We start from the raw sequence: 14,348 nt of genomic DNA on the forward strand, positions 1-14,348 counted from the left end.
TCAGAGTTTGAGCTGGGCGCGCTTTTCGCACTGGCCGAGCGCGCGCAGCAAGCGGTTGATCGCCGCCTCCAGCTCGCTCATCGCCACGGCGTCGATCACCCAGTCGCGCTGCTGCTCGACCAGATCGGCCTGCACGGCCTGCAGTTCGAGCAGGATCAGCGCGGTGAATTCCAGACGCTCGGAGACCGGCATATGGTCGAGCGGGCAGCGATGGCCCATCGAGAAGGGCCCGAGCACGTCGCGAATATGCATGCCGATGCCGCGCGCCTCGCTGATGCGCTGGGCATCGGTGGGCAGCATCGGGGCGATGGCATGCAGGTTGGCCTGGGCGGCGATCAGGCAGAGCAGGCCGTGATAGGCATTCTCGATGGCGGCGATCCAGTCTTCCAGCATGCCGGCGCCGCTGCCCATGGCGGGCGTCAGCGTCGCGGCGGAGAGGAAATTCACGCCATCGCGCAGATTCTGGCGGGAGAGTTCGGTGAAGGACGACGACATCACGGCGGCTCCTGGCTGCCGGCGATCCGAAGGCTGGGGAGGCCTGCTGGGAGGAACCGGCAAACCCACCCTGCCACCGGGCAGCCCGTCGCACGCAGTTACTTTTCAGATATGGCCGGCGGCCTGTGATACTTGTCACAACTGCCGAAACCGCAGGCGGACCATCCGAAAGCCGTTGAATTCCCGCAGGATGATGCCGTCCGTATGCGGCGGCGGGTTGCGGCAGGCCGGCGGGGCGACTATTTTCGCCGCCGTGCGTCTCCGTAGCTCAGCTGGATAGAGCGGCTGCGTCCTAAGCAGCGGGTCGGGAGTTCGAATCTCTCCGGGGACGCCAACTTCAGTTCAGGCGCGGAAGGCTGCCGTCGCAGCCCGCGCGCCGGCTTCCAGAAACCGTGCATCCGATCCGACCGTCAGCAGCGCAAAGCCTTTTGCCGCCATGCGCGCGGCATAGGCCGGCGCGCCGCAATGCAGGCCGCAGGGCAATCCGGCAGCGGTGCAGCGCGCCAGAATATGATCGAGCAGCGCCAGCATCTCTGGTTCCTCGCGGTCGAAGCCCGGCGTGTAGCCGTGGCTAAGCGCCAGATCGGCCGGACCGATATAAAGCCCGCCCAGACCGGGCACGGCGATGATCGCATCGAGATTGTCGACAGCGGCGCGCGTCTCGATCATCGCAAACGGCACGATCTCCGCATTGGCGCGCGTGGTATCGGCATAGGCCTCGGCCAGCGCCAGACGCGCGCGGATCGGCCCGAAGCTGCGCGCACCCAGCGGCGGATACAGGCAGGCTGCCACCAGCCGGCGCGCATCGGCAGCCGTTTCGATCATCGGCGCGATGATGCCGCGCGCGCCGGCATCAAGCGCGCGCATGATGGCGGCCTCATCCAGCCAGGGCGCGCGCACCAGTGCGGCCGCGCCGGCCTTTTCGATGATCGGCAGCAGCGCCAGAAGATCGGCATACTCCGCCGTGCCATGCTGCATGTCGATGGTGACGCTGTCCCAGCCGCCCTGCATCAGGGCTTCCGCCGCCAATGGCGAGGGCAGCGCGATCCAGCCGTTCAGGACGGCTGCGCCGGCACGGGCCTGGCGTAGCCGATGAGCGAAGGTCATGCTCAGGTCCCCGTTTTCAGGCCCCTGTCCTCAGGCCCAGGTCATGTTGGTGAGCTTGATGTTCTGGTAATCCTGGATCGCCTGACGCCCGCCCTCGCGGCCCATACCGGAATGATCGACGCCGCCGAACGGCGTTTCGGCATGCGCGATCAGGAAGGAATTGATCCCGACCATGCCGGCGCGCAAGCCGGCCGAGAGCTTTTCGGCCTTGGCCGAACTGCCGGTAAAGGCATAGGCCGCCAGGCCATAGGGCGTGCTGTTGGCGCGCGTGATCGCATCGTCGAGGGACGTGAACGTCGCGACCGGCGCCACCGGGCCGAAGGGTTCCTCGATCATGATGCGGGCATCGTCGGGTACATCGGACAGCACCGTCGGCTCGAGGAAGAAGCCCTTGTTGCGGCCTTCCGGCCGGCGGCCGCCGCTGCGGATTTTCGCGCCGCGCTGGACCGCATCGGCGATCAGACCCTCGACCTTGTTGCGGCCCGAGGCCAGCGTGAGCGGCCCCATGGTGGTGGCCGGATCGCGGCTGTCGCCCACCTTCAGGGCTTTGGCTTCCGTCACCATCCTGTCGAGGAAGCGGTCGATGACCGACTCTTCGACATAGAAGCGGTTCGGCGCGATGCAGACCTGGCCGGCATTGCGGAACTTGAAGGTGGCGCATTGCACCGCGGCAGCTTCCACATCCGCATCGGCGCAGACCACCACCGCCGAATGGCCGCCGAGCTCCATCGAGCAGCGCTTGACGGTTTCGGCCGCCTGGGCCAGCAGCATCTTGCCGACCGGGGTCGATCCGGTTAGCGAAATCTTGCGGACCTCTTCGGCCTGCATCAGGCTCGGCACGATATCGTTGGCGCGGCCGGTCAAAACCTGCACGACGCCGGCAGGCACGCCGGCCGCCACGCAGGCCTCGGCGATCAGCGTGGTGGTCATCGGCACCTGTTCGGACGGCCGCACGATGACGGGGCAACCGGCGGCCAGCGCCGGAGCGATCTTGCGCGCCGGCAGGTTGACCGGGAAATTCCAGGCCGAGAAGGCCGCCACGATGCCGACCGGCTCATGCGTCACGATCAGGCGGCCGCCCTGGCGCGAGCGGATCGTCTCGCCGAACAGGCGCTCGGCTTCGCCGGCGAACCAGTCGAACTGCTCGATGGCCGCGTTGACCTCGCCCTCGGACTGCGCAATCGGCCGGCCAATCTCCATCGACAGCGCACGCGCGATGGCACCTTTGCGTGCTTCCATCTCGCGCGCAATGCGCCGCAAAATCTTGCCGCGCTCCCAGCCATGCACCGCCGACCAGACCGGCAGGGCCGCCCGGGCATGGCCCAGCGCCTCGGCCACTTCGGCCGGGCCGCAGGCCGGCTGCAGCCACAGCACCTCTTCGGTGCAGGGATCGATCACCGGCAGCGATTCAGTCTGGGTCTTGCTGCGGAATGCGCCACCAATCAGCGCACAGGGCTGGTCCACGGTCATGCTGTAGGTCCTCTTGGAGTCTGTGTGGTTTTCACTGCGACGCGGTCACGCCGCCATCGATGTAGACGACCTGGCCGGTCATGTAGCTGCCGGCCGCGGCGGCGAAGGTGATGACCTGGCCGACGACCTCGATGGGTTCGCCGATGCGGCCGAGCGGATTGCGTTCCAGGATGAAATTCTTGAAGGCCGGCCGATCGAGATGCGGCCGGATGCGGTCCGACTGGATGAAGGTGGGCGCAACGCCGTTGACCGTGATGTTATGCGGTGCCAGTTCCATCGCATGCTGCTTCACCAGCATGACCAGCGCGCCCTTGGTGGCGCAGTAGGCGGAATAGCCGCGCCCGCGCAGGGCCAGCTGCGAGCGGACGGACAGGAGATGGATCTGGCGTCCGCCCCGGCCGCGCGCAATCTGGTCGCGCGCCACCGCCTGGCCCAGGAACATCGCCGAGCGCAGATTGGTCGCATAGACCTCGTCGAAGGTCTCCGGCGTGACGTCGAGGATGGCCTGTTCGCGCTGGATGCCGACGCAGTTGACCAGGACGTCCACACCACCCATCCGCTCTATCGCCTCCGCGGTGGCGGCGAAGATGGACTGCTCCCTCCGGGCATCCAGGGCGATGCCATGAGCCTTGCCGCCGGTGGAGACAACCCGTTCCGCCAGCGCCTCGGCCTTGTCCAGGCTGGGCCCGGCGACGCAGATCTCGGCGCCCAGCCGGGCCATGGCAACCGCGATGGCTTCACCGATGGCGCCATATCCGCCGGGAATGAAGGTGCGCAGACCGCGGATGCTGAACAGGCTGTCGACCTGCCCCAGATCGATCACCGGGGTGAGGCTTTCGGTTTGAACATTCATGGGTCGATCTCCACGCCGGCGGCACGGTAAACACTTTCCATCAGCTCCAGCGTCTTCAGGTTGCCGAGCCGGTCGGTTTCAAACGGCGTTCCATCGCTGAGGCCCGTCATGAAGGACCGGATGGCCGTATCGAAGCATTCCTGGTAGCGGCCGAGCAGGTCGACCTCCTCGAGGGTTTCCGCTTCACGGCCGACGATGAAGATGCGGTTCAGCTCCATCACGATGGTGCCTGTGGTGCCGATAACCTCGAGCCGGTCGCCATGCAACGGCGGATAACCGGGCGCGCAGAGACTGCCATCGGCGGTGGCGATCAGACCGTCCTCGCCTTCCATCAGAATGGCGGCCGTATCCTCGCCGGGCAGGCCGCTGCCCAGACGTCCCAGCCGCGCGGCGACCACCTGCAGCGGCCCGACCAGGCAGAGCAAAACATCGAGATGATGGATCATGGTCTCGAAGACGAGATTGCGCGCGAATCCTTTCAGATATGGCTGCCGCTCGATCAGGAACGGCACCGTGCCCTCGCGTTCGCACAGCCCGGAGCCGCGACAGGAGATGGCCACGTGACGGATTTTTCCGATGCGGCCGCCGTCAATCCAGCGCCGCACGGTCATGTAATGCGGCCGGAACCGGTAATTCTCATGCACCATGAAGCGCACGCGGTCGCCGACATCCGCGACCAGGTCCCGGGCCTCGGCCACCGTCGCGCACATCGGCTTCTGCACCATGATATGGATGCCGAAATTGGCGGCCAGCCGCGCCATCGGAGCATGCGCGCCAACCGATGCCGCAATATCCACGATATCGAAGCCGCCATGGGCAAACATGTCGATAGCATTGCTGTAGACCCGCGACACGCCGAATTCCAGCGCGCGCGCTTCCGCCTTCGAGCGGTCGGTGTCGCAGACCGCCACGATCGCGGCGCCGGCGGCTGCCCAGGCGCGCAGGTGATACAGGCTGATCAGGCCGCAGCCGATCAGCGCAACGCGCAATTTACGCTCGGTCATGACGGGATCAGCCATGACGCGGTCCGAAGGTTCCATATCCGTAATGCCAGACACTGCCTGAATCGTTTGTGGTGCGCAGCGTATGGCGCATGCCGGCGGGAATCCGCACCAGGTCGCCGGCCTTGCACAGACTGCGCTCGGTGCCCACTTCGATCTCGACACGCCCTGCGGCGACGACCACGAATTCATCGCTTTGGTGCACGAAATCCGCCCAGACCTGCCCGGGCGGATCGACATAGGTATCGAAGGTGAAGCCCGGGAAATCCGCACGGATGGCGTCTGGGGAAACCGGGACGTCATAAGCCTCTGACTGGAACCTACTCACGCGGCGCGATCCGTCAGCAGGCCGCCCAGATAGGCGCGCGCCGACTCGAAGGCCAGCAGCGCGTCGTAGTCCGGCACGCAGGTCACCGCGCCCTTCTGCACGAAAATGAACTGCTCGCAGATTTCCTGCAGAATCTCGAGATGGAATTTCTCGTTCGGATGGACGCAGAGAAAAACCAGCCGGCCTTCCGCGCGCAGGCGCCGGAAGAAATCGAGCATGAAACCGATATAGCCATCCTGCGTGTTGAACTGCGGCTCGTCGAACAGATGCACCATCGGGTAGTCGGACCCGGCGGGTTCGAGCAGCGTATTCGGCGTCCAGGACCGGAAATGACGGACCTGATAGGACTGGTGATAATGGATGGCGAGGCGGTCGCGCTGGTCGGTGCGGACGCGATGGATGTTGCGGCCCATCACCTGCACCTCGCCCGCCGTCGGCGTATTCGATCCGGTCACCAGCTCGAACAGCGTGGTCTTGCCCGAGCCGTTCGGCCCCATCATGCCGACGATGGACGGGCGTTCGATGGTGAAATCGGCCGTCAGCCGGAAGGTCGGCGTGCGGTCGAACCGGCCGCGGCGATAGACTTTCTCCAGCGCTTTGACATCCAGCATCGCGGTCATGCTCACACTCCGATCAGGCGCTGGCGCAGGACCGGATTGTCCAGCAGATCCTGGGCCCGGCCCTCATATTCGATGCGGCCGCGATCCATCACATAGGTGCGGTCCGAGACTTCTAGGGCCGCCAGCGCATTCTGTTCGACCACTAGCACGGCGATGCCCTCATCCCGCAGCCGCCGGATGGTGCGCATCACGCCCTGCACGATGTTGGGCGCCAGGCCCTGGCTGGGCTCGTCGAACAGCACCAGGCCGGGCGAGGCCAGCAGCGCCCGCGAGATCGCCACCATTTGCAGCTCGCCGCCCGACATGTTTTCGCATTCGCGGCGCATCAGGTGCTCCAGCGCCGAGAAGATTCCGAACATCTCGTCCTGACACCACGACCGGAAGCGGGTGCGGCGCGTGCCCAGACGCAGGTTGCGCGCACCGGTCAGGGTCGGGAAGACGCGACGGTCATCCGGTACCCATGAAATCCCCAGGCGCGAGATGCGGTGGGTTGGCATATGGGTGATGTCGCGATCGTCGAAGCGGATCTGTCCGCGCCGCGGCGGCGACAGGCCGAGGATGGAGCGGATCGTCGTGGTCTTGCCCGCGCCATTCGGACCGAGCAGGGCGACAACCTCGCCCGGGCCGATATCGAGCGACACACCGAACAGCGCCTGCGTCTCGCCATAGAAGGTTTCAATTCCGGATACGCTGAGCATCAGGCAACCGCCCCCAGCGCCGACCGCGCCACCCATTTGTTGGCCTTGAGCGCGGCCGGCGTGCCCTCGGCAATCACCTGGCCCCAATGGATGACCGAAATGCGGTCGGCCAGGTCGAACAGGAAGCGCATGTCATGCTCGATCAGGCAGATGGTGTACTGCCGGCGGAGCTGGCGGATCAGCTGCGCCAGGGCCTGCGTGCCCTTGGCGCCGAGACCGGCCGTCGGCTCGTCGAGAAACAGGATGCGCGGTTCGGCAGCGAGCGCGACGGCGATTTCCAGGGCGCGCCGCTCGCCGTAGCTCAGATCCTTCGACTTGTTCCAGGCGCGATCCGCAAGGCCGACCTGATCCAGCACAGCCAGCGCCGCCTTGGTCAGTTTGCTGTCGTTAAACGTGGCGCGGAACGGACTGCTGCCGATGGCGCGGAAGGCCGGCAGCGCCAGCATCACATTCTCGATGACCACCGCGTCGTCGAACAGGTTCATCAACTGGAACGAGCGCGAGATGCCCAGACGCGCAATCATATGCGGCTTGAGCCCGGTGATGTCCTTGCCATCGAAGATAATGCGGCCAGCATCGGGCGCATGATGCCCGGTGAGGACATGGAAGCAGGTGGTCTTGCCGGCGCCATTGGGGCCCATGATGCCATGCACAGTGCCGGCTTCGATCGACAGCGCGATATTCTCCAGCACCACGCGGGCGCCGAAGCGCTTCTGGATGCCCTGAGCCTGAAACAGCGCCATCACACTGCCTCCGGCCTGACGGCAGGCGCAGCAGACGGTGACGGCGGCGGCGACCGCTGTGCCATGCCGTGGATCAGCCCGGCCAGACCTTCCGGCCGCACCATGACCATGACGACGAAGATCAGGCCGTACCAGAGCAGCCAGGCCTCGGTCAGGCCGCCCAGCACATCGCGGGCGATGAAATAGAGGATGACCCCCAGCACCGGACCCCAGAAGCTGACCAGGCCGCCGCCGACCAGCACCATCATCACGATGATGCCGGACTGATGCAGGCTCATCACATCGGGATAGGCGCTCTGCTGCGCCATGGCGAACAGCCCGCCGGCCAGACCGGCAAACGCCGCCGACACGGTGAAGGCCAGCCATTTCCAGCGCCAGACGTCATAACCGACGAACCGCGCGCGGGTTTCATTCTGCCGGATCGCCTGCAGGATGCGGCCGACGGGCGCGTTGACGACCCGCCACATCAGCAGCACCGCCACTGCCATGATGGCGGCTACGAACCAGTAGAAGGCCGCATTGTCGTTCAGGTTGACGCGCCACGGACCGATGACGAGATCGGGCCGCGGAATATTCAGCAGGCCGTCCTCGCCGCCGGTGAGCCAGTGCAGCTTCATGGCGGTGAACCAGAAGACCTGGCCGAAGCCGATGGTGAGCAGCGCGTAATAGATGCCGCGGCGATGCGACAGGAAGGCGCCGACGACGGCGCCGGCAACGGTGGCCGCGAGGATGGCTGCCAGCAGGCCGCCCCACAGGCTGACCGCCACGCCATGCTGGAACAGGCCGAAGCCATAGGCGCCGATGCCGAGATAGGCGCCATGGCCGAAGGAGTGCAGGCCGGTATAGCCGAACAGCAGGTTGAAGCCCATGGCGAAGAGGATCCAGATTGCGATCTCGACGCCGAGATACTGGTAGAGGCCAACCCACTGCAGCCAGAACGGCGCCGTCGCCAGGATCGCGAGGAAGAGTCCCATCGGCAGCGTGAAGGGCGTGCCGCCGCGGGCCGGGATATCGGAAAGCGTGATCATCGATTCAATTCTCCAGCGCACTCTGGCGTCCCAGCAGGCCGCGGGCGCGGAATCCGACAATCGCGATCAGCAGGATATACATCGACATCAGCGACCAGGCGGGCGCATAGGCGCCGGTGATGCCGGTGGCCATGCCCACTAGGATGGCGGCGGCGACGGCGCCCCAGAAGCTGCCGACACCGCCGATCACGATGATGAGGAAGGCCGGAATGACGACATCGATGCCCAGATGCGGGCGCAGGCCCCAGATCGGCGCCATCACCATGCCGGCGATGCCGGCCAGCGCCGAGCCGAAACCGAACACGATCAGGCGCAGGCGGGCAAGATCGTAGCCGAGCGCCCGTACCATCTCGCTATCATGCGCGCCCGCCTTGATGATCGCGCCATAGGGCGTGCGCTCGAGGAAGAGCCAGACCAGCAGGATGGCGACAATGGCAAAGCCGGCGGCATAGAACTTGTAGGTCGAGAAAATCAGCCCGCCCATCAGGAAGGCGCCGCTGATCATCTGCGGGACTGGCATGCTCTGCTCGCCGGTGCCCCAGACCAGCCGGATCGCCTCTTCGACGACAATGGCGGCGCCAAAGGTGAGCAGCAGGCCATAGAGCGGCGCCTTGCCATAGGTCGGACGCAGACAGAGTTCGAGCAGCATGCCTGCGACGCCGGCCAGCACCGGCCCCAATGCGAGGCCGATGAAATAACGGCTGGCCATCGGTAGTTCGAGCCACCAGATGCCGAATGGCGTGCCGGCAAACCAGCCGGCGCCAATGGTCGAAAGCGCCAGGTAGGCGCCGAGGGTGAAGAGCGAGCCATGGGCGAGGTTAATCACCTCCATCACGCCAACAATCAACGTGAAACCCAGGGCAATCAGGGCGAACAGCAGGCCCAGCGTGAGCCCGTTGACGAGATGCGGAACAAGACTGGTCATGTGAATCAGCGTTTCGACAGGGACAGGAAAAGAGCGGGCAGCCGCATGACGGCCGCCCGCAGTTTCAGGGTTACGCGTCGAAGCTCGGCGTGGACTCGTAGGATTCCAGCTTGCAGGCACCGCTCGCATCCGCATCCATCGCTTCCTGCGGCGAGGTGTTGCCGAGGATCTTGAACATGTCGTCCGAATCCTTGGTGCCGACATTGGCCGTGGCCAGATAGATGGACTGCTGCACCTGGTGCGTCACCGGATCGATCCAGGCATCGTGGTGCTGCATGCGGTCACGCGCCGACATCTTGTGACCTTCCAGCGCCTTGATAACCTTGATGTTGTTGGTGGAGCCGGCGCGTTCGATGGCGCCAAGCAGTTCGCGCACCGACCAGTAGCCGTTGTAGAACACGTTGCCGGGCACCTTGATCGACGTATCCGGGAACATGGTCTTGTAGCGCTGCACGAACTCGGCCACGCCGGGCAGATCGAGATTGTAGTACCAGGTGGTGCCGAACACGCCGAACAGGTTGTCGAGCGGCAGGCCGTAGACGTCCGGCCAGTCCTGCTGGTTATTGATCCAGGCGGTCTTGTCGCCCATGCCGAGCTGCGCGATCTGCTGGCGCATCGCCTTCTGGTCGTCGCCGCCGATCGCCGCGGCAACCGCGCCCGGCTTGAGCTGCTGGATCTTCAGCAGTTGCGAGGAGAAATCGCGGGTGCCCTGCGGCACCAGGATTTCCTCGACCATTTCGCCGCCAAACTGCTTGAGCAGCGCCTTGGTGGCGGCGGATGTGGAATGGCCCCAGACGTAGTCGTTGGTTAGCAGCACCCACCTCTTGCCGAACTTCTCGACGGAGGCCTGCACCGCCGCCTTGGCGAAGTTGGTGCCGTTGGCGTCGAAGACGAATTTGACGCGGTGACAGTTCTGCCCGGCTTCCGACGGCGCGCTGGAGTTGGTGTTGATGTAGATGACGCCGTATTTCTGCGCCACCTGGCTGATTGCGTTGGCGACGCCGGAATGGATGGCGCCGATCAGGAAGCCGCAATTCTCACGGGTGATCATGCGCTCGGCGACGCGGCTGCCGGTGGCCGGTGTGGTCTCGGTATCGAGATGGAAGGTTTCGATCTTGCGGCCGAGCACGCCGCCCCTGGCGTTGGCTTCGGCGATGGCCATCATCATGCCGCGGCGGTCTTCGGCGCCGGAATTGGCATACTGGCCGCTGGCATCCGATGTGATGCCGATGCGGATCGGCTTGGCCGCACCCTGCGCATAGACGCGGTTATGCGTCCACGGGCCCATGAAGGCCGCGCCGCCGGCGGCGCCCGCGGCCGAAGTCAGCAGACGACGACGGCTAATCTTGAATTGAGACATGGTGGTTCCTTCCCTGGATGGCACTCTTTTCGGGCCTGACGGCGGTCGCTGTTCGATGATCGAACGCCGGTTCAGAGAAACTGAATAAAAATTCAATTCACGTCAATGAATATTTTTTCTATAGGATTGAATATTCCGTTCAATGATGGAATTCCCGGCTAAAATGCTGTAAAGGCTAGGACATGAGCGATCAGTCGGCTTCTAAAACGCCCCCGATTTCCATCGACGATCTGGCAGCGTCGGCCAGCGTCGAGACCTTTGACGGCCTGCGCCAGCGCATTCGCGACCGCTTCGCCACCCTCAGCCCACATCTGCAGCGGATCGCCCGGGCGTCTTTGGAAGAGCCGAACGGCTTCGCGCTCAACACCACCGCGACCATCGCCGCCGATCTGGAAATCCAGCCCTCGACCCTGATCCGCTTCGCCAAGGAATTCGGCTATTCCGGATTCTCCGATCTGCAGCGCGTGTTCCGGCAGCGCCTGATCGAGGGCGAACCGACGGTGCGCGAACGCGTCTATTCCGAGGAGACCGCGCGCCCCGGACCGCTGAATGTGCATGACCTGCTGCAGACCTGCGTCTTTGCGCACGTGGCGGCGCTGAACGATCTGCTGACCCATTGCGATATCGAGAGCCTCAGCAAAGCGGTCGAGATGCTGCGCCAGGCCCGGCATGTCTATATCGCCGGCCTGCGCCGCTCGCGGCCGATCGCCGCCTATCTCGCTTACGCACTCACGCGCTCCGAACGCGCCAGCAGCCTGCTCGATTTCGCCGGCGGCATGGCCGGGCCACAGATCGCCACCATCGGCGCCGATGATGTTCTGGTCGCCATCGCCTTCCCGCCCTATTCACGGCCGGTGGTCGATATCGTGCTTGATGCCTATGTCAGCGGCCGCAAAGTGCTGGTCGTCACCGACGGCCCCGCCAGCCCGCTGGCCAGCAATTCGCATCTGCAGCTCTATGTCGATGCCGGCGCGGCCTCGGCCTTCCAGCCGATCTCCGGCGCCATCGGTCTGGTGCAGACGCTGATCACCGCCCTGAACTGGACACCCAAGGCCGATTAAACGAAATCAGCCGGCAGGCAGAAAACGCCGCCGTTCCTCGCGGAATCGCTTGGCCAAAAAATCGCGGCAGGTGGCGATGCGGCGCACGGATGTGGCCTCGGGATGGCTCAGCAGATAATAGCTCCGCCGGTATGTGACCGTTGGCAGGATGCGCATCAGGCCGCTGTCTTTAGGTACCGCGAAATCATGCAGGATGCCGATGCCGGTTCCGGCCTTCACCGCTTCCAGCTGCCCGACCACGCTGGCGCAGCGGAATTTCCGCCCGGGCGTGCGTTCCAGCAGCGCGCCGTAATCCAGCGCCGATGAATAAGCCATGTCCTCCACGCCGGTGACCAGCACATGCCCGGCCAGGGCTTCGGCATTTTTCGGCGTGCCTTCCCGCTTCAGATAGGCGCGCGCGGCATAGAGGCTGAGCGAATAATCCGTGAGGCGGGAGACCACGAGACGGCCGGCCGCCGGCTGGTCGAGAACGATGGCCAGATCCGCCTCGCGCCGCGTCAGCGAAAAGATGCGCGGCATCGGCACCAGCTCAATGGTCAGGCCCGGATGCAGGGCAACCAGGGCGCCGAGTTCTTCCGCCAGGAAACAGTTGCCCAGACCGTCGGGCGCACCGATGCGCACGGTGCCGGTGACTTCGGCCTCCACGGCGCGCAGCTCTTCCGCGATGCCCAGCACCTCGGTTTCCAGACGCTCGGCGACATCCATCAGCCGCTCGCCCGCCGTCGTCAGGGTCGAGCCGGCGGGCCGCCGGATGAACAGCTGCGAGCCCAGCGATTCCTCCAGTGCATCCAGCCGCCGCGAGACAGTGGCGTGATTCAGGCCGAGTTTCCGGGCCGCCGCCAGCAACTGGCCCTCGCGGGCAATGGCCAGAAAGACCCTGAGATGATCCCAATCCATGCCTTGGGTCCTGACTTCAATTTACGCACACCGGTTGATGACTATTTCAGATTGCTGTGCGCTGATTGATGCTGGATCAATTCAGGCCATCGGTCAAATCCTTCGCAGAGTCCTTTCAGGAGCGCGGCAATGCCCACACAGATCTCACATTTCATCGGCGGCCGCCTGGTGCCCGGCCAGGGCCGCAGCGCCGCCGTGTTCAATCCGGCCACCGGCACCCAGTCGGGTGAAGTGGCGCTGGCCTCGGCCGCCGAGGTCCGCGCGGCCGTCAAGGTCGCGACCGAAGCCGCGCCCGGCTGGGCCGCCACCACGCCGCTGAAGCGCGCCCGCATCCTCAACAGCTTCCTGCGCATCCTGGAAGAGCGCACGGACGAACTCGCCGCCGTCATCACTGCCGAACATGGCAAGGTGCTGTCGGATGCCCGGGGCGAGATCCAGCGCGGCATGGAGGTGGTGGAATTCGCCACTGCGGCCCCGCAGTTGCTGAAGGGCGAAGTGACCGAGAATGTCGGCACCAAGGTCGACAGCTATTCGCTGCGCCAGCCGCTCGGCGTGGTCGCCGGCATCACGCCGTTCAACTTCCCGGCCATGGTGCCGATGTGGATGTTCCCGGTCGCGCTGGCTTGCGGCAACTGCTTCATCCTCAAGCCGTCGGAACGCGACCCCTCGGCCTCCTTGCTGCTGGCCCAGTGGCTGAAGGAGGCCGGGCTGCCCGATGGCGTGTTCACCGTGGTGCAGGGCGACAAGGAGGCGGTCGACGCGCTGCTGCATGATCCCGATATCCAGGCGATCAGCTTCGTCGGCTCGACTCCGATTGCCCGCTACATCTACGAAACCGCCGCGCGCACCGGCAAGCGCTGCCAGGCACTGGGCGGCGCCAAGAACCATATGATCGTCATGCCCGATGCCGATATGGACCAGGCCGTTGATGCGCTGATGGGCGCGGCCTATGGCTCGGCCGGCGAACGCTGCATGGCCATCTCGGTCGCCGTGCCGGTCGGCGAGGCCACCGCCAATGCGCTGATGGCCAAGCTGGAACCGAAGGTGCGCGCCTTGCGCGTCGGCCCCGGCACCGATGCGGAAGCCGAAATGGGGCCTCTCGTCACGCGCCAGCATCTCGACAAGGTGCGCGGCTATATCGATGCCGGCGAAGCCGAAGGTGCAAAGCTGGTGGTCGATGGTCGCGGCCTGAAGCTGCAGGGTTATGAGCAGGGCAATTTCATCGGCGGCACGCTGTTCGATCACGTGACGCCCGAGATGACGATCTACAAGGAAGAGATTTTCGGCCCCGTTCTGGCCGTGGTGCGCGCCGACAGCTACGAGACCGCGGCGAAGTGGATCAACGAACACGAATACGGCAACGGCACGGCCATCTTCACCCGCGACGGCGACGCCGCCCGTGAATTCGCGCACCAGATCAAGGTCGGCATGGTCGGCATCAACGTGCCGATCCCGGTGCCGATGGCCTTCCATTCCTTCGGCGGCTGGAAATCGTCGCTGTTCGGCGACCTGCATATGCATGGCCCGGAGGGCGTGCGGTTCTATTCGCGCCTGAAGACCATCACCAGCCGCTGGCCGACCGGCATCCGGGCCGGCGCCGAGTTCGTCATGCCGACCATGGGGTGATCGCGCTCGGAATCCAGCTTGCCGCCACGCCAGGATCGCACTACAAAAAACCATCGGCGGTCTGCCGTTCCGTGATGTTCAAGCCCTTGGTGAAGGGACGTCCGCTCTCAGCGGACGCCGCTTCCTCGCAACACCC

General features: G+C 65.2%; 15 protein-coding genes and 1 tRNA gene. 3 read left to right on the plus strand and 13 right to left on the minus strand.

Annotated features, from left to right (window positions below; genetic code table 11):
* Entirely contained in the window at positions 1 to 495 is a 495-nt protein-coding gene (locus AC1ROT_RS10045; protein ID WP_492998776.1) for a hypothetical protein, read from the minus strand.
* A 257-nt stretch (positions 496 to 752) separates the two neighbouring features.
* Here AC1ROT_RS10045 and AC1ROT_RS10050 point away from each other — a divergent pair.
* A tRNA-Arg gene (locus tag AC1ROT_RS10050) sits at positions 753 to 829 on the plus strand.
* Positions 830 to 837: 8 nt separating this feature from the next.
* On the opposite strand, the gene AC1ROT_RS10055 is transcribed toward AC1ROT_RS10050, so the two are convergent.
* The 11 genes from AC1ROT_RS10055 to AC1ROT_RS10105 form a co-directional block, all read right to left on the minus strand.
* A complete protein-coding gene (locus AC1ROT_RS10055; protein ID WP_492998778.1) occupies positions 838 to 1,602 on the minus strand; it encodes an HpcH/HpaI aldolase family protein in 765 nt (254 codons plus the stop codon).
* A 30-nt stretch (positions 1,603 to 1,632) separates the two neighbouring features.
* A complete protein-coding gene (locus AC1ROT_RS10060) occupies positions 1,633 to 3,072 on the minus strand; it encodes an NAD-dependent succinate-semialdehyde dehydrogenase (protein WP_492998780.1) in 1,440 nt (479 codons plus the stop codon).
* A gap of 31 nt (positions 3,073 to 3,103) precedes the next feature.
* On the minus strand, positions 3,104 to 3,925 hold the full coding sequence (locus AC1ROT_RS10065; protein ID WP_492972351.1) for an SDR family NAD(P)-dependent oxidoreductase: 822 nt from the start codon (positions 3,923 to 3,925) through the stop codon (positions 3,104 to 3,106).
* Positions 3,922 to 4,944 (minus strand): Gfo/Idh/MocA family protein, encoded by a 1,023-nt coding sequence (locus AC1ROT_RS10070; protein WP_492998782.1) that lies wholly within the window; start codon positions 4,942 to 4,944, stop codon positions 3,922 to 3,924. The genes AC1ROT_RS10065 and AC1ROT_RS10070 overlap by 4 nt, the downstream gene beginning before the upstream one ends.
* Positions 4,937 to 5,254 (minus strand): cupin domain-containing protein, encoded by a 318-nt coding sequence (locus tag AC1ROT_RS10075; RefSeq protein ID WP_492998784.1) that lies wholly within the window; start codon positions 5,252 to 5,254, stop codon positions 4,937 to 4,939. The genes AC1ROT_RS10070 and AC1ROT_RS10075 overlap by 8 nt, the downstream gene beginning before the upstream one ends.
* Entirely contained in the window at positions 5,251 to 5,874 is a 624-nt protein-coding gene (locus AC1ROT_RS10080) for an ATP-binding cassette domain-containing protein (RefSeq protein ID WP_492998786.1), read from the minus strand. The genes AC1ROT_RS10075 and AC1ROT_RS10080 overlap by 4 nt, the downstream gene beginning before the upstream one ends.
* A 2-nt stretch (positions 5,875 to 5,876) precedes the next feature.
* Entirely contained in the window at positions 5,877 to 6,572 is a 696-nt protein-coding gene (locus tag AC1ROT_RS10085; protein WP_492972347.1) for an ABC transporter ATP-binding protein, read from the minus strand.
* Entirely contained in the window at positions 6,572 to 7,315 is a 744-nt protein-coding gene (locus AC1ROT_RS10090; RefSeq protein ID WP_492998788.1) for an ABC transporter ATP-binding protein, read from the minus strand. Before AC1ROT_RS10090 ends, AC1ROT_RS10085 begins: the two co-directional genes overlap by 1 nt.
* Positions 7,315 to 8,343 (minus strand): branched-chain amino acid ABC transporter permease, encoded by a 1,029-nt coding sequence (locus AC1ROT_RS10095; protein ID WP_492998789.1) that lies wholly within the window; start codon positions 8,341 to 8,343, stop codon positions 7,315 to 7,317. The genes AC1ROT_RS10090 and AC1ROT_RS10095 overlap by 1 nt, the downstream gene beginning before the upstream one ends.
* A gap of 4 nt (positions 8,344 to 8,347) precedes the next feature.
* Complete coding sequence (locus tag AC1ROT_RS10100) at positions 8,348 to 9,268, minus strand: branched-chain amino acid ABC transporter permease (RefSeq protein ID WP_492998791.1); 921 nt, start codon at positions 9,266 to 9,268, stop codon at positions 8,348 to 8,350.
* 70 nt (positions 9,269 to 9,338) lie between these two features.
* A complete protein-coding gene (locus tag AC1ROT_RS10105) occupies positions 9,339 to 10,628 on the minus strand; it encodes an ABC transporter substrate-binding protein (RefSeq protein WP_492998794.1) in 1,290 nt (429 codons plus the stop codon).
* A gap of 182 nt (positions 10,629 to 10,810) precedes the next feature.
* On the opposite strand from AC1ROT_RS10105, the gene AC1ROT_RS10110 reads away from it, so the two are divergent.
* Positions 10,811 to 11,689, plus strand: a complete 879-nt coding sequence (locus AC1ROT_RS10110; protein ID WP_492972342.1) for a MurR/RpiR family transcriptional regulator — start codon at positions 10,811 to 10,813, stop codon at positions 11,687 to 11,689.
* Between the two features lie 6 nt (positions 11,690 to 11,695).
* On the opposite strand, the gene AC1ROT_RS10115 is transcribed toward AC1ROT_RS10110, so the two are convergent.
* The gene (locus AC1ROT_RS10115) at positions 11,696 to 12,586 is read right to left on the minus strand and encodes a LysR family transcriptional regulator (protein ID WP_492972341.1); all 891 of its coding nucleotides are present in this window, start codon (positions 12,584 to 12,586) and stop codon (positions 11,696 to 11,698) included.
* Positions 12,587 to 12,715: 129 nt separating this feature from the next.
* On the opposite strand from AC1ROT_RS10115, the gene AC1ROT_RS10120 reads away from it, so the two are divergent.
* The gene (locus AC1ROT_RS10120; RefSeq protein WP_492998796.1) at positions 12,716 to 14,212 is read left to right on the plus strand and encodes a CoA-acylating methylmalonate-semialdehyde dehydrogenase; all 1,497 of its coding nucleotides are present in this window, start codon (positions 12,716 to 12,718) and stop codon (positions 14,210 to 14,212) included.
* Positions 14,213 to 14,348: the final 136 nt, after the last annotated feature.

Source organism: Ferrovibrio sp. GW821-FHT12E11 (genome assembly GCF_058806975.1).

Bases quoted from the DNA above. Each gene is read 5' to 3' on its own strand.
- AC1ROT_RS10045 (WP_492998776.1), bottom strand. From the start codon at position 495: ATGTCGTCGTCCTTCACCGAACTCTCCCGCCAGAATCTGCGCGATGGC.
- AC1ROT_RS10055 (WP_492998778.1), bottom strand. From the start codon at position 1,602: ATGACCTTCGCTCATCGGCTACGCCAGGCCCGTGCCGGCGCAGCCGTC.
- AC1ROT_RS10060 (WP_492998780.1), bottom strand. From the start codon at position 3,072: ATGACCGTGGACCAGCCCTGTGCGCTGATTGGTGGCGCATTCCGCAGC.
- AC1ROT_RS10065 (WP_492972351.1), bottom strand. From the start codon at position 3,925: ATGAATGTTCAAACCGAAAGCCTCACCCCGGTGATCGATCTGGGGCAG.
- AC1ROT_RS10070 (WP_492998782.1), bottom strand. From the start codon at position 4,944: ATGGCTGATCCCGTCATGACCGAGCGTAAATTGCGCGTTGCGCTGATC.
- AC1ROT_RS10080 (WP_492998786.1), bottom strand. From the start codon at position 5,874: ATGACCGCGATGCTGGATGTCAAAGCGCTGGAGAAAGTCTATCGCCGC.
- AC1ROT_RS10085 (WP_492972347.1), bottom strand. From the start codon at position 6,572: ATGCTCAGCGTATCCGGAATTGAAACCTTCTATGGCGAGACGCAGGCG.
- AC1ROT_RS10090 (WP_492998788.1), bottom strand. From the start codon at position 7,315: ATGGCGCTGTTTCAGGCTCAGGGCATCCAGAAGCGCTTCGGCGCCCGC.
- AC1ROT_RS10095 (WP_492998789.1), bottom strand. From the start codon at position 8,343: ATGATCACGCTTTCCGATATCCCGGCCCGCGGCGGCACGCCCTTCACG.
- AC1ROT_RS10100 (WP_492998791.1), bottom strand. From the start codon at position 9,268: ATGACCAGTCTTGTTCCGCATCTCGTCAACGGGCTCACGCTGGGCCTG.
- AC1ROT_RS10105 (WP_492998794.1), bottom strand. From the start codon at position 10,628: ATGTCTCAATTCAAGATTAGCCGTCGTCGTCTGCTGACTTCGGCCGCG.
- AC1ROT_RS10110 (WP_492972342.1), top strand. From the start codon at position 10,811: ATGAGCGATCAGTCGGCTTCTAAAACGCCCCCGATTTCCATCGACGAT.
- AC1ROT_RS10115 (WP_492972341.1), bottom strand. From the start codon at position 12,586: ATGGATTGGGATCATCTCAGGGTCTTTCTGGCCATTGCCCGCGAGGGC.
- AC1ROT_RS10120 (WP_492998796.1), top strand. From the start codon at position 12,716: ATGCCCACACAGATCTCACATTTCATCGGCGGCCGCCTGGTGCCCGGC.